Source organism: Kitasatospora sp. GP30, assembly GCF_029892145.1.
Classification (GTDB): Bacteria; Actinomycetota; Actinomycetes; order Streptomycetales; family Streptomycetaceae; genus Kitasatospora; species Kitasatospora acidiphila.
In genome coordinates this window covers 17,510-30,895 of sequence record NZ_JARZAH010000050.1, presented here as the reverse complement: position 1 = coordinate 30,895, position 13,386 = coordinate 17,510, and the positions used below count along the sequence as shown (strand labels likewise).

13 protein-coding genes and 1 pseudogene are annotated in these 13,386 nt (G+C 74.0%); 10 read left to right on the top strand and 4 right to left on the bottom strand.

What is annotated here, in order from left to right; translation table 11 throughout:
* Positions 1-694, bottom strand: a pseudogene (locus P3T35_RS36685) (molybdopterin-dependent oxidoreductase); the annotation flags it as partial.
* Positions 695-885: 191 nt separating this feature from the next.
* On the opposite strand from P3T35_RS36685, the gene P3T35_RS36680 reads away from it, so the two are divergent.
* Together P3T35_RS36680 and P3T35_RS36675 are read left to right on the top strand one after the other, a co-directional pair.
* Positions 886-2,004: a uroporphyrinogen-III synthase gene (locus P3T35_RS36680; RefSeq protein ID WP_101378434.1), complete on the top strand. Its 1,119-nt coding sequence runs from the start codon at positions 886-888 to the stop codon at positions 2,002-2,004.
* A 5-nt stretch (positions 2,005-2,009) separates the two neighbouring features.
* On the top strand, positions 2,010-2,855 hold the full coding sequence (locus P3T35_RS36675) for a sirohydrochlorin chelatase (protein ID WP_280709342.1): 846 nt from the start codon (positions 2,010-2,012) through the stop codon (positions 2,853-2,855).
* Here the strand turns inward: P3T35_RS36675 and P3T35_RS36670 are convergent.
* From P3T35_RS36670 to P3T35_RS36660, 3 genes are read right to left on the bottom strand one after another with little or no spacing between them, the layout of a single operon-like run.
* Positions 2,841-3,458 (bottom strand): hypothetical protein, encoded by a 618-nt coding sequence (locus P3T35_RS36670; RefSeq protein WP_101378435.1) that lies wholly within the window; start codon positions 3,456-3,458, stop codon positions 2,841-2,843. The two genes, P3T35_RS36675 and P3T35_RS36670, sit on opposite strands and share 15 nt — an antisense overlap.
* Positions 3,459-3,503: 45 nt before the next feature.
* Positions 3,504-4,391, bottom strand: a complete 888-nt coding sequence (locus P3T35_RS36665) for a serine hydrolase (protein WP_101378436.1) — start codon at positions 4,389-4,391, stop codon at positions 3,504-3,506.
* On the bottom strand, positions 4,388-5,338 hold the full coding sequence (locus P3T35_RS36660) for a LysR family transcriptional regulator (protein ID WP_101378437.1): 951 nt from the start codon (positions 5,336-5,338) through the stop codon (positions 4,388-4,390). The genes P3T35_RS36665 and P3T35_RS36660 overlap by 4 nt, the downstream gene beginning before the upstream one ends.
* Positions 5,339-5,524: 186 nt before the next feature.
* Here P3T35_RS36660 and bla point away from each other — a divergent pair, with 186 nt between their 5' ends.
* The 8 genes from bla (at position 5,525) to P3T35_RS36620 (ending at position 13,376) form a co-directional block, all read left to right on the top strand.
* On the top strand, positions 5,525-6,436 hold the full coding sequence (gene bla, locus P3T35_RS36655) for a class A beta-lactamase (protein WP_101378438.1): 912 nt from the start codon (positions 5,525-5,527) through the stop codon (positions 6,434-6,436).
* Positions 6,437-6,526: 90 nt separating this feature from the next.
* Positions 6,527-6,670, top strand: a complete 144-nt coding sequence (locus tag P3T35_RS36650; protein WP_180356253.1) for a hypothetical protein — start codon at positions 6,527-6,529, stop codon at positions 6,668-6,670.
* 112 nt (positions 6,671-6,782) lie between these two features.
* Positions 6,783-7,598: an inositol monophosphatase family protein gene (locus P3T35_RS36645; protein ID WP_101384750.1), complete on the top strand. Its 816-nt coding sequence runs from the start codon at positions 6,783-6,785 to the stop codon at positions 7,596-7,598.
* Between the two features lie 50 nt (positions 7,599-7,648).
* The gene (locus P3T35_RS36640) at positions 7,649-8,335 is read left to right on the top strand and encodes a hypothetical protein (RefSeq protein WP_280709341.1); all 687 of its coding nucleotides are present in this window, start codon (positions 7,649-7,651) and stop codon (positions 8,333-8,335) included.
* Positions 8,332-9,684, top strand: a complete 1,353-nt coding sequence (locus P3T35_RS36635; RefSeq protein WP_101378439.1) for a nucleotidyl transferase AbiEii/AbiGii toxin family protein — start codon at positions 8,332-8,334, stop codon at positions 9,682-9,684. Before P3T35_RS36640 ends, P3T35_RS36635 begins: the two co-directional genes overlap by 4 nt.
* 533 nt (positions 9,685-10,217) lie before the next feature.
* The gene (locus P3T35_RS36630) at positions 10,218-11,660 is read left to right on the top strand and encodes a PLP-dependent aminotransferase family protein (protein ID WP_101378440.1); all 1,443 of its coding nucleotides are present in this window, start codon (positions 10,218-10,220) and stop codon (positions 11,658-11,660) included.
* A gap of 135 nt (positions 11,661-11,795) precedes the next feature.
* The gene (locus P3T35_RS36625) at positions 11,796-12,188 is read left to right on the top strand and encodes a DUF302 domain-containing protein (protein ID WP_101378441.1); all 393 of its coding nucleotides are present in this window, start codon (positions 11,796-11,798) and stop codon (positions 12,186-12,188) included.
* Positions 12,189-12,467: 279 nt separating this feature from the next.
* Positions 12,468-13,376: a hypothetical protein gene (locus tag P3T35_RS36620; RefSeq protein WP_101378442.1), complete on the top strand. Its 909-nt coding sequence runs from the start codon at positions 12,468-12,470 to the stop codon at positions 13,374-13,376.
* The last annotated feature ends 10 nt before the right edge of the window (positions 13,377-13,386 follow it).

The window sequence follows — 13,386 nt, the reverse complement described above, 5'->3', positions numbered from 1 at the left end:
CAGCGCCGACGCCAGATCGGTGCCCGGCACGGGCTGCAGGTGCAGATCGGCCTGGTCGGCGGCGCCGGTGCAGCGCGGGTCCACCACGATCAAGGTGCCGCCGTTCTCGCGCAGTTCGCGGAAGTAGCGCAGCGGCCGGCGGCATGGTCTCAGCCGGGTTGGCGCCGACCAGGATCAGGCAGTCGGTGTGCGGGATGTCCGCGAGCGGGAACGGCAGGCCACGGTCCAGGCCGAAGGCGAGCCGGCCGGCGGCGGCCGCCGAGGACATGCAGAACCAGCCGTTGTAGTCGATGGTCGCCGTGCCGAGCGCGACCCGGGCGAACTTGCCGAGCTGGTAGGCCTTTTCATTGGTCAGCCCGCCGCCGAACACCCCCACCGCGTCCGCGCCGTGCTCGGCCCGGATCGCGGCGAGGCCCGCCGCCACCCGGTCCAGCGCCTCGGCCCAGGTGGCGGCGCGCAGTTCGCCCCCGTCGGTGCGCACCAGCGGCGTGCTGAGGCGGACACCGGGGGCCAGCAGCGCAGCGGCGTTCCGGCCCTTGCCGCACAGCGCACCGCGGTTGACCGGAAATCCGGCGCGCTCACGCACTTCCACCGGCACCGCACTGCCGATCGCCGTCGGCGCGAGCAGCATGCCGCACTGCAGTGAGCAGCACGGGCAGTGCGTCGCCGTCGCGACCGGGGTGGTGGTGGTCATGGCGACGAATCTGACGGGTGGGCGTTACACGGCCTTGTCCCGAGTGTTGCGCCCACGGCACACCTTGCTCACGCCGTGACCGGGACGGGGTGGGCCGGCCGACATCCGTCGTAACACCAGAAGGCGTTTCGCTAACGTCGGTTTGATCACCAGGCAACCTCCCGGTAACAGGAGCCCTCGAACCTGCGTCCATGGGCACCACCGAACATCCGCCGCTGACCGGCTTCACCGTCGGCGTCACCGCCGCACGGCGCCGCGACGAACTGGTCGCGCTGCTCACCCGGCGCGGCGCGCGCGTCATCGAGGCGCCGACGCTGCGCATCCTGCCGCTGGAGGACGACCTGGCGCTGCGCCAGGCCACCGAGCAGTGCCTGCGGGCGCCGCTGGACTATGTGGTGGCCACCACCGGCCTGGGCTGGCGCGGCTGGATGAGCGCCGCCGACGGCTGGGGCCGGGGCGCCGAACTGGCCGCCGCCTGCCGAAACGCGCTGGTGCTGACCCGCGGCCCGAAGGCCACCGGCGCGGTCCGGGCCAGCGGCCTGGACGAGGCCTGGTCGCCGCGCACCGAGGCCACCGACGAACTGCTGACCTGGCTGCTCGCCCGCCCACTGGCCGGCCGCCGGATCGCGGTGCAGGAGCACGGCATCCCGCTCGACGACTTCGCCGCCGCCCTGCGGGAACGCGGCGCCGAGGTGATCTCGGTGCCGGTCTACCGCTGGGCGCCACCGGATGACGCGGGCCCGGTGCGGCGGCTGGTCGAGCAGACCGCCCGCCGCGAGATCCACGCGATGACCTTCACCAGCGCGCCCGCGATCACCGCCTTCCTCGCCACGGCGAGATCCGACGGGCTGGACGGGCCGGTGCTGGACGCGCTGCGCGGCGAGACCCTCGCCGTCTGCGTCGGCCCGGTCTGCGCGCGCCCGCTGGTGGCGGCCGGCATCCCGGTGGTCTGGCCGGAACGCGGTCGGCTCGGTGCCCTGGTGCGCACCCTCACCGAGGCGCTCCCCGCCCGGAGTCGGCAGGTGCTGACCGTGGCCGGCCGCGAACTGGTGCTCCAGGGAAACGTGTTGCTGGTGGCGGGCGAGAGCCACTGGCTCTCGCCCAAGAGCGCCACCCTGCTGCGCGCCCTCGCCGAGCACCCGGGTTGGGTGCTCAGCCGTCCCGAACTGCTGCGCCGCGCCTGGGCGGACTCGGACGCCGACGAGCACGCGGTGGAGGCCGCGATCGCCCGGCTGAGACAGTCGCTGGGCCGGCACAGCGACCTGATCCGCACCGTGCCCAAGCGCGGCTACCGGCTGGCGACGGGGTGACGGGCGTGCCCGGCCGCCCGACCCTGCTCGCCGTCGCCCACGGCACCCGGGCGGCGGCCGGGGTGGCGACCACCGAGGCGCTGCTGGCCCGGGTCCGGGCGCTGCGACCCGACCTGCGCGTCGAGCACTGCTACCTGGACCTGGTCTCCCCCTCGCTCCCCGAGGCGCTAACCCGACTGCGCGGCGCGGTGGTACTGGTGCCGCTGCTGCTGGGCACCGGCTACCACCACCGGGTCGACATCCCCGCCGCCGTAGCCGCGGCGCCCCGCCTCCAGGCCCGGATCGCCCGCCCGCTGGGGCCGCACCCGCTGCTGGCGGCGGCGCTGACGGACCGTCTGCACGCGGCCGGCTGGCGGCCACGGGCACCGCGGTCGGCCCTGGTGCTGGCGGCGGCCGGCTCCACCGACCCGGCCGCGGGCGTCGACACGACCGCGATGGCCGCCCTGCTGCGCGAGCGCCTGCCCGGCCGCCCGCCCGTCGTTCCGGCGAACCTGTGCGGCGCCGGGCCCAGCCCCGCCGAGGCGGTCACCGCGCTGCGGGCCGCCGGGCACCGGCAGGTCGCCGTCGCCGAATACCTGCTCAGCCCCGGCTTCTTCGCCCGCCGCGCGGCCGCCTCCGGCGCCTGCCTCACCGCCGCGCCGCTGGGCACCCATGACGCGCTGGCCCGGCTGGTCGTGCTCCGCTACCAGGAGGCGCTGGCGTCACCAGGCCTTGCGTCAGCACCCCTTGCGTCACCAGGCCTTGCGACACCGCCCCTCCCGTCAGCACCCCTTGCGACACCGCCCCTCCCGACACCGCCCCTTGCGACACCGCCCCTCCCGTCAGCGCCCTTTCCGTCAGCGCCCGTTTGAGCGCAGCACCTCCTCGACGGCCTCCAGGGTCTGCGCCGCGTCCCGCAGACCTGCGGCGATCGCCCGCTCCAGCCAGACCTTGGCCTCGGCGGCCACCTCGGGGTTGTCACCGTCGCGCTGCATCAGCACCTTGGCCAGGCTCTCCTGCGCCATCGGGTCGCCGGCATCCGCGCCGATCCGCAGCAGCGCCTCCGCCTCCGCCAGTCGGCCGGCGTCGACCAGCGGCCGGACCTCGTCGTGCAACTGCTTGGTGGCCACGCCCAGCAGGTCCCACTGCTCCTCCCCGCCAAGGGCCGCGCCCGGCTTGCGTTGCAGCAGGCCGATCAGCGCGTACGTGGCACGGAAGTCCCCCTCGGCGGACGACTCGCGGAACACGTCCTCCGCACCGTCGAAGTTGCCCATCAGCCCCAGCGCGGACCCGAGCAGCGGCGCGACCCCGGTGTCACCGGCGTCCATCAGGATGCGCAGCAACTGGACCGCCACCGGGTAGTCGCCCGCGGTGTAGGCCTGGGCGGCCGCGTCGCGCATCGCCTGGAGCTCGGCGGCACCGCTCCCATCGACCCGCTCGGCCGCCTCCTTCTTGCGTCGCCCGAATATGCCCACTGTCCCACTCCTTCGTTCCACAACTCCGGCCGTGAGGAAGCAAAACTAGCCCACCGGAGCCCGAAGGGCATCGACGGCGAGGCGGGCGGCGGTGCCGATCACGGCGTCGGCTGCGGGGAGGGTGATGCTGGTGGCCGTGGCACGGGTGAAGACCGCCACGGCGTAGCGGCCGCCGTCCGGATACTCGATGACGCCGACCTCATGACGCAGGGTCGGCAGGGTGCCGGTCTTGCCGTGCACCCGCACATCGTCGAACGGGAAGCCGGAGGCCAGCCGGTGCGGCCAGACCTGGAGGCCGAGCAGTCGGCGCAGCGCGGCGCCGTGTTCGCCCGGGCAGGCCCGGTCGTGCCAGATCGCGGCGAGCAGTGCGGTCATCTCGCGGGCGGTGCTGCGGTTGGTGAAGGCGGGGTCGAGGACGCGCAGCCGTGCGACGACGGCCGGGTCCACCGGGGAGCCGGAGCCGGTGTCCTGGCGCAGCGCCGCGATCATGTCGCGGATCTTGTGCACGGCGACGGTGCGGGTCAGACCCAGGTCGGCCATGGTGCCGTTGACGGCGTCCAGGCCGAGCTCGTCCCAGAGCAGGTCGGCGGCGGTGTTGTCGCTGACGGCGATGCTCAGGTAGGCGAGGTCGCGCAGCGAGAGCCGTGCGGCGTCCAGCATCGCGGCCAGCCCGGTGGGGCCGTCGGTGCGGCCGAAGGCCGGGATGTCGAGGCGGCGGGTCAGGTCGATCCGGCCGGCCCCGGCGTGGCGGAACAGCGTGGTGAGTACACAGAGCTTGTGGACGCTGGCGGTGCTCACCAAGGTGTCCGCGCCGAGGGCGAGTTCGGTGCCGGCATCGAGGTCGCGGGCGTGCAGCAGACCGGTCACTCCGGCCTCGGCGAAGGCCTCGGCGATCCGGGTGCGGGCGCTGGCGTTGCTGGTATCGCTTCTCACAGCGGAAACTCCGTGGCGGGCCGGGGGAAGAGCGGGCGGTTGGGCGGCTCGGCCAGCAGGCCGCCGGGGTCGGTGAGGGCCTGCTGCGCCGCCTCGGCGAACAGTCCGACGGCCGGCCCGCCTGCGCCGGCCGGCCAGGCGGTGGAGGTACGCCAGGTCAGCGGGGTTCCGACCAGTGGACGCCAGACGGTACCGGGTGGCGGGGCGGTCCGGGGCGCCAGGGCGACGGCGGTGCCGGTGAGCACCAGGGCGCGGGCGACGTCCGACCCGTGGTGCTGGTCGACCAGGGCCGCCGGGGTGCAGCCGTGCCGAGCCAGCGTGGTGAGCATCTCGTCGTACAGGGCCGGGGCGGTGGCGCGGGGGAAGAGCACCAGCTGTCGGCCGGTCAGGTCGGCCAGCGCCAGCTCCGCACGGTCCGCGTGGGGGCTGTCGGCGGCGAGCAGCACGCCGACCGGCTGGTGCAGCACCGCCCCGAAGGCCAGCCCGACGGCCGGGCAGGGGTGGCGGACTATCGCGACGTCCACGGTGTGCTGGGCGAGTTCACGGGTCACCGCCGTGACCGGGAGCTCCCGCACGTCCAGCTGGGTGCCCGGGGACGCGGCCCGGAACCGGGTGAGCAGGGCGGCCACCGCGGCCGGGCCGAGGTCGGGCGGCAGGGCGGCGCGCAGGGTGCCGGCTCGGCCGGTGCGCAGGTCGGACGCGGTGCCGAGGAGCCGCGCGGTGGATTCCAGCACTTCGTCGGCGTCTGCCAGCAGCAGCCGGCCCGCCGGGGTGAGGGTGACGCCGCGCGGACCACGGTCGAAGAGCGTGACGCCCAGCTCGCGTTCGAGGCGCTGGATCCGCTGGGAGAGCGAGGGCTGGGCGATCCGCAGACGTTCCGCGGCCCGGCCGACGTGACCCTCCTCAGCAACGGCGCGGAAGTAGCGGAGGTGCCGCAGCAGGTCCATGAGCAGCAATCATAGGCAATTCACTATCACTCCGGTCACGATCAGGGTCTTGGACTGGTCCGCTCACGACCTGTTTAGCTGACGTCACACCCGAGGTTCGGCAACCCCAGGCTCGGCAACCCCAGGCTCGGCAACCCCAGACTCATAGCAACCCGAGGTTCGGCAACCCGTCGAGGAGACCCGCTGATGACGCCCCTGTTCCCGAGGTCCGCCGCCGCCCTGCTCGCGGCCGCCCTGCTCGCCGGCTGCTCGGCGAGCAAGGCCGCCGCACCGGCCGCCCCGGCCGCACCGCGCTCCGCCGCCGGCAGCCCCACCCCCTCCACCGAGGCATTCGCCCAGCTCGAACAACAGTTCGGCGCCCGGGCGGGCCTGTACGCACTCGACACCGGCAGCGGCCGCGAGGTGGCCTACCACGCGGACGACCGGTTCGCCTTCGCCTCCACCATCAAGTCGCTCTCCGTCGGCACCCTGCTGCGGCACGCCTCCGACGCCGAGTTGGACAAGGTGGTGACCTACCACCAGGAGGACGTCCTGTCGTGGGCGCCTGTCACCTCGAAGCACGTGGCCGACGGCATGAAGCTGCGCGATCTGGCCACCGCCGCCATCGAGCAGAGCGACAACACGGCCGCCAACCTGGTCACCGCCGAGCTGGGCGGCCCGGCTGCCGTGCAGCAGGCCCTGCGCGACCTCGGCGACCGGACCACCAACGTCAACCGGACCGAGCCGACCCTCAACGAGGCGACCCCGGGCGACACCCGCGACACCAGCACGCCCCGGGCGATGGCCACCGACCTGCGCCAGTACGTCCTCGGCGACACCCTGGCCGGCGACCACCGGCAGCTGCTCACCGACTGGCTGGTGGGCAACACCACCGGCGGCCCGTACATCCGGGCGGGCGTGCCCACCGGCTGGAAGGTCGGCGACAAGACCGGCAACGGCGGCTACGGCACCCGCAACGACATCGGGATCCTCTGGCCGAACGACGGCCACGCCCCCATCGTCATCGCCGTGCTGACGGACCGGGGCAAGCCCGACGCCAAGTCGGACGACGCCCTGATCGCCCAGGCCACCAAGGCCGCCCTCGACGCGCTCCACTGACCGCGGCCGCACAGGGGGAACGTCGATGCCCCTCGACAACTCCAACTCCGGCGCGCAGTCCCGCCGCCGCATGCTCGGTGCCACCACGAGGTGGGCACCGCGGCCCTCACCGGTGCGGTCACCCGGCTCCGCCAACTCGATGGCCTGGCCCACGATGTGCCGTCCGTCATCACCACCCACGGGGACGACTTCGCCCTCCCGCCGACCAAGCCGGCCCGCGACCGGGCGACCTGAGCGCGCTCCAGGCCGCCGTCCACCAGCCCAGCCCGGCAACCCAGTTCAGCCGCCTGGCTCACCTGGAGTCCTTCGCTCCGTGCACCGACCTGCCGACGCCTATGCTCCCACCATGACGATCACGACCACCGCAACCGATACAGAGACAGCCCGCGCCGCGGCACGAGCAGGGGCGGCCGTGGTGCGCGACATGTTCGGGGCATCGCTGGACCGGTTCGACAAGGGGGCCGGGGACTTCGCGACGGCCGCGGACCTGGCGGCGGAGCAGGCCATCCTCGACGTGCTGCGCGCCGCCCGGCCCGACGACGCCGTGACCGGCGAGGAGGCCGGGCAGCTCGGCCGTGCGGACGCGCGGCGCCGGTGGCTGGTCGATCCGCTGTGCGGCACCCTGAACTACGCGGTGCGCAATCTGCTGGTCGCGGTCAACGTCGCCCTGCGGACGGGCTCTGACATCACCGCGGCCGCTGCCGCCGACCCGTTCACCGACGAGGTCTTCTGGACCGACGGCGAACGGGCCTGGCTGCGCAGCGGCGACCAGGACGAGCCGCTGGTCCCCTCGGCCGACTCACGGCTGGTCGACCTCAACCTCGACCCGCCCTTTCCCAACGCCCCCGGCTTCCGCGCGGCCCGGCTGCTCACCGAGCCGGCGTTCGTGGAGCGGTTCCGCCCGCGCGTGGTCTCCACCACCCTTGCGGTGGCCTGGGTCGCCGCCGGCCGCCGGGCCGCCTACGTCACCGACGGCCACCTCGACGACAGCGTGCACTTCGCCGCCGGGATCGCCCTGTGCCGGGCCGCCGGCTGCGTGGTGACCGGCATCCACGGCCAGCCGCTGCACACCGGCGCCGGTGGCCTGCTCGTCGCCGCCGACCAGGAGACCCACGCTGCGCTGCTCGACATGGTCAACCGCCAGCGCCCTGACCTGCCCTGAGCGCCTGCCGGAAGTGGCCCGGATCTTGCCGGCCTGCGATGATCGCTCCCATGCCAGCCACCCCGGTCCTCCCTGCCCCGACCGTGCCATTGGCCGTCGCCGACGGCACGGTCGGTGACTTCGAGACGCACATCACGGTCGAGTGCGCTGCGGACGACCTGGGCCGACTGGCCGGTTGGGCGCGGGACCGGAGCCTGAAGTTCACCCACATCGTGCTGGCCCGTGGGCGGATGGTGTCACAGCCGATGGTGACGCTGCGCGGATCGGCGGCGCTCGCTCGGCACCGGGCGCAGGTCGCGGCCGCCGTGCACGAGCTGCGGACCGCCGGCTTCCGGCCGGTCCGGGTCAAGGTGGAGGCGGCGCCCTGGGTGCCGGGAGTACCCGGGTCCGACGCCGAGTCGGCCGCCCTCGGCCCCGGGGTGTACTTCGAGCACCACATCAAGGTGGTGCTCGATCCGGCCGACCAGCGTGCGGAGTTGGCCGCCCGAGTCGCCTCGCACGGCGCGCACGTCTCCTGGAACGCCCGCCGCAGTGACGGCCGGGGCCGGGAGCAGCGCTTCGTCACGCAGCGCTGCCACGGTGTCGGCCTGCCCGCCGCCGGCCGGGCGCTGGAGCGGCTGGTCGCGGTGATCCGTGGCAGTGGGATCGCCGAAGTCCTGTCGGTGGAGCGGGAGTTCGTGGTGTTCGACGGCAATCTCTCGGTGGACGAGGGTTGGATCGAGGAGGGGACTTCATGAACGACGCCTGGCGGGCACTCGGCTGGCTCGGCGCCGAGCTACCCAAAGAACCGCTCGCGGACGGGGTGCGAGCGCACCTGGACCTTCCGCTGACGCTGCGCCCGATCGAGGACCCGCGCGCCGTGCAGCGCCCGGTCTTCGATCCGGCGCTCAAGCAGCACGCCCGCGCCTACCGGGCCACCGACCCGCAGTTCGCGGATCCGGCGCTGGCGGCGCAGTGGGCAGCGGCTCGCCGCCGCGCGATGGACCTGGTGCTGGCGGCCGTGGCCGACTCGGCCTGGGTGGACCATCTGGTGCTGCGCGGCAGCGTGCTGCTGCGGACCTGGTTCGGCGAGGCGGCCCGGGAGCCGGGCGACCTGGACTTCGTGGTGGTGCCACCGGAGTGGCGGATCGAGGAGGACCGCACGGGGGCGATGCTGGACGGCCTTGCCCGCACCGTCGAGCGGTCGGCGGCGGCCGATCGGCCGGTGGCGGTCGAGCGGTCGGCGGCGGTCGAGCGGTCGGCGGCGGTCGCCCCTGGTGCGGTGCGGTTCGACGCGGCGTCGGCGGTGAGCGAGGAGATCTGGACGTACGACCGGGTCCCCGGCCGGCGCCTGGTCCTGCCGTGGACGGCCGAAGGGCTTCCCGGGGGCGCGATCCAGCTGGACTTCGTCTTCAACGAGCAGTTGCCGGCCTCGCCGGAGCCCGTCCTGGTGACCAGCGGCTCCGGGGGTCCGGGGGCGCGGCTGAACGCGGCCGGCGCGGAGCTCTCGCTGGCCTGGAAGCTCATGTGGCTGGTCACCGACGCCTATCCGCAGGGCAAGGACCTCTACGACGCCGTGCTGCTCGCCGAGCGGTCCGGGCTGCGCTGGCAGGTCCTGCGGGACGCCTTCCTGGGCGCCGAGCCCCACTACGCGATGCAGCCGATCACCTTGGCCACCATCGCCGAGGTGGGGCAGCACGTCGACTGGCACGACTTCGCGGCGGAGTACCCGCACATCGAGGGATCGCCCGAGGAGTACTCGTCCCGGCTGACGGCGGCGCTGGCTCCGACCTTCGACGACCCGGCCGTGCGGCATCTCGACGGGCCGGCCCTGCGCAGCTGGTGGCTGACGCCATGGGTGGAGCGGTATCGCGAGTTGCTCGACCGGACCAGCATGCCGGAGGTCCAGCAGGCGATGGTGGCGGCCGGCACCCCGCCCTGGGTGGGCGTCGTCCTCACCCGCGAGCTCCTCGGCGGCCCCGCGCGGTACGGGCTCGACGAGGCGCGGGCCATGGTGCTGGCCGATCCCGCCTGGTCCAGCTGGGCCGACTTCTACCAGCGCTCCTCGGGCTTGGTGGAACAGGAGCTGCGCGACTGGGAGAGCTGATCCGCCGTCAGCCTGCCCCGGCGGCGGATCCGGTCGGTTACGATCCCGCGAGCCGAGTTTGGTCGGCAGGCAGCCGAATCGATCAGGACGCGCCCCCCGCACACGGGGGTGAGATGCGGCGGGCGCGTGTTTTCAATGGTAGGTAGCGGCCACTGATTGATCATCAGCCCAGGGACGTAGTCCCAGCGGTTGACGCACCGCGGTCCCTACATCCAGCGGGGTACGCGGCTCGCCCATCCAGCGGGGTCCGCGGCTCGCCGCTATCCCCACCCCCTGCGCAGCCCGCCGGCCCATGCCGCCGAGGAAGTGCGAGGTCATGTACTCCGAGGCGATCCGCGACTGGGGGCGTCGACCAGGCCGTAGACCACGCTCATGGTCAGCAGGCGGGTGCCGTGGACCGCCGCGTCCAGCACCGGTACGCCGACCACCGACCGCACCAGGCTCTGCCCGGCCGGTTCGCGCCGCCCGACGCCGCCCTGGGGGCAAGTCAGGAACCGTGGGCGGCCGGTGGGCCATGGATATGATCCGCTTTCGTGACGGACAACCGGCCCACTTCTTCCGGGCTCGACCTGCATCTGGAGCTGCCCGCGGGGCTCGGCCGCCGCGCCGCGCTGGAGCACGCACTGCGCGAGGCGATCCGCAGCGGCCGGCTCGCCCCCGAGGCGCGGCTGCCGGCCACCCGGAGGCTGGCCACCGAGTTCGGGATGGCCCGTGGCACCATCCGCGCGGCATACGATCAGCTGATCGCCGAGGGATATCTGACCGCCCATCACGGCTCGGGCACCAGGGTTGCCCGGATCCCGGCTCTCCGACCCACGGCACCCGCACCCGCACCCGCTCCGACACCCGCACCGGCACCGGCACCCGCCGCCCCGGCGCCGCGGTACGATCTGCGGCCGGGGAGCCCCGATCCGGCGTCGTTCCCCACCTCGGCCTGGCTGCGGGCGACCCGCCGCGCCTTGGCCGTCGCCCCCGCCGAGGTGTACGGCTATGGCGACCCGCGCGGCCGGATCGAGCTGCGGACCGCACTCGCCGGCTACCTGGGCCGGGCCCGGGGTGTGCTCACCACGCCCGAGCAGATCGTGGTCACCTCCGGCTACGTCCAGGCGCTGGCCCTGCTCGTACAGGTGCTCGCCCGGGCGGGCACTGCTGCGGTGGCGATGGAGGACCCGGGTCTGGCGTTCCATCGCGAGGTGGTCCGCCGCCACGGCGGCACGGTGCTCCCGCTCCCGGTCGACCAGCACGGCGCCGGCACCGATCGGCTGCCCGCCGCCGACGCCGTCGTGGTGACGCCGGCCCACCAGTACCCGACCGGCGCCTCGCTCCAGCCGGCCAGGCGCCGACTGCTCGTCGACTGGGCCCGCGCGACCGGTGCCCTGGTGGTGGAGGACGACTACGACGGCGAGTTCCTCCCCCGACCGCCGGGCGGCCGCCAGCCGCTGGGTGCCCTCCAGGGAGCGGCGCCGGACCTGGTGGCCTACATCGGCAGCGCCTCCAAGACCCTCGGACCCGCCCTGCGCCTGGCCTGGCTGGTGCTGCCGCCGCAACTGGTCGACGCCGTAGTGGAGGCCAAGCTCCACAACGACCACCACACCGAGACCATCGGCCAGTTGGCACTCGCCGAGCTGATCACCGGGCACGGGTACGACCGGCACATCCGGGCCGGCCGGCAGCGCTACCGGCGCCGCCGCGAGCAGTTGCTCGACACCCTCGCCGCGCTGTCCTGCCCGGCCCTCGCCGCCCCCGGCATCGCGGCCGGACTGCACGCGCTGGTCCCGCTCCCCGCCGACGGGCCCACCGAGCGCGAGATCCTGGAGCGTGCCACCGCGCACCGCCTCCGTCTCGGCTACCTCGGCGACCACTGGCACCAGCCCGCCGCCGACCGCCCGCAGGGCGTGATCATCGGCTACGCCACCCCGACCGAGAGCGCCTACCCCGCGACGCTGCGAACCCTGGCCCGGGTGCTGGGCGGCTGATTCCCCAGGTCACATACCCCGGCTGGTATTCGCAGCCAGCCTCCTAGCGTGTGTAACCTGTCTACAGGGATACCCACCGGGGTATCTTTTCGGATGAGCTGACCGCCCGCCCTCTCGGCGCTTTCGGAGGAAACCATGGATTACGGCATCACCATCACCCTGGACACCCCGTTCGAGCAGACCGTCGACCGGGTCCGCGCCGCCCTCGCCGAGCAGGGCTTCGGCGTGCTCACCGAGATCGACGTGCGCGCCACCATGCAGGCCAAGCTCGGCGCGGAGATGGAGGACTACCTCATCCTCGGCGCCTGCAACCCGCCGCTCGCCCACCGCGCCCTGTCGGCGGAGCGCCAGATCGGGCTGCTGCTGCCGTGCAACGTCGTGGTCCGGGCGGCGACGGACGGCGGCACCCTGGTCGAGGCGATGGACCCGCAGCTGATGGTCAAGGTCACCGAGCGCGCCGAGTTGCGCGAGGTCGCCGACGAGGCCGCGACCCGCCTACGGGCCGCACTCGCCTCGCTCAAGGCCTGAGGCCGCCGGCCAGGAGCCGCCGCCCGACCCGAGCCCGCCCGAGCGGCGTCGCACTGGCTGCCCTGCTGGCCCTCGCCGCGCCGGTGGTCGGCCTGCGCACCGCGATGCCCTCGATCACCGTGCTGCCCGCCGACGCCGGCGCCCGGGCCGGCTACACCGCCGTGCAGCAGGCCGCCGAGCGACTTCCGGCGCCGCGCCCAGCGGCTGCCCCTCTCGCACCGGAGTCGACACGGATAGTAGGTTCAGAGTCACCATCCGTGAGACCCGGCAGGTGACAGCATGCGCCACCCCCACCCGCACCCCGCTCCCCGTCCCGCCACAGCAGGCCGCCACCGGCGAGCCGTTGCCGCGCTCGCCCTGACAGCAGCGCTCGCTGTCCCCCTCGCGGCGCAGGCCGCGCAGGCCACCACCGGCCCGGCCCCCGCGGACAGCAGCACCGCGCCCAGGACGGGCACCTCGGGCGTCCTCGGCGCCGCCCCACCCGCGCCGTGCACCGCCGCCCAGCGGCAGGCCGCGTTCGCCGCCGACCGGGCCCGGGTCCTGGGGTGGCTCGGCAACTCCACGACCATCGACAATTGGCCCGAACTGATCGAGTTGGGCACCAAGGGGTGGACCGGTCTGGTGCACGGCTTCATGAGCCAGCAAGGCCTCGGCGTCACCATCATCCGCCCCAAGTCCCCGATGTCGGCCACCAACGTCCTGATCCCGGTGGCCGGAACCCCCGCCGCCCTGCCGGGCAACATGCCCGACGCCCTCTGGTACGCGCCCGACCCCAAGGCGACCAACCCCGCGGACCCGCACAATCCGTCGTTCCCGTACCACCTGGCCGGCTGGTCGTACAGCGCCGACTACAACTTCGCCCAGCACCCGGTGGACCGCGGGCCGGCCTGTCTGACCCGTGACAACTGGCTGGTGCACGAACGCGGTATCCACGACGCCGCCACGCTCGGCTTCATCCCCGAACCGCCCGCGGAGGAGTTCAAGGGCCAGGACCCCGGCAACGCGCCGATCGACTCCTGGGAACTCTTCCAGCACCCGGGAGTCACCCACAACCGCCTCTGGATGACGGACCTCTGGCTCGGCGCCAACGGCAACGTCGCCTCGTCCTTCGCCGACCCTTACGAGTCCATCCAGGGGGTCGACCCGCACTACGGGTCCTGGTACTTCAAGCCGCCAGCGGCCCCCTGATCCTCCCGGC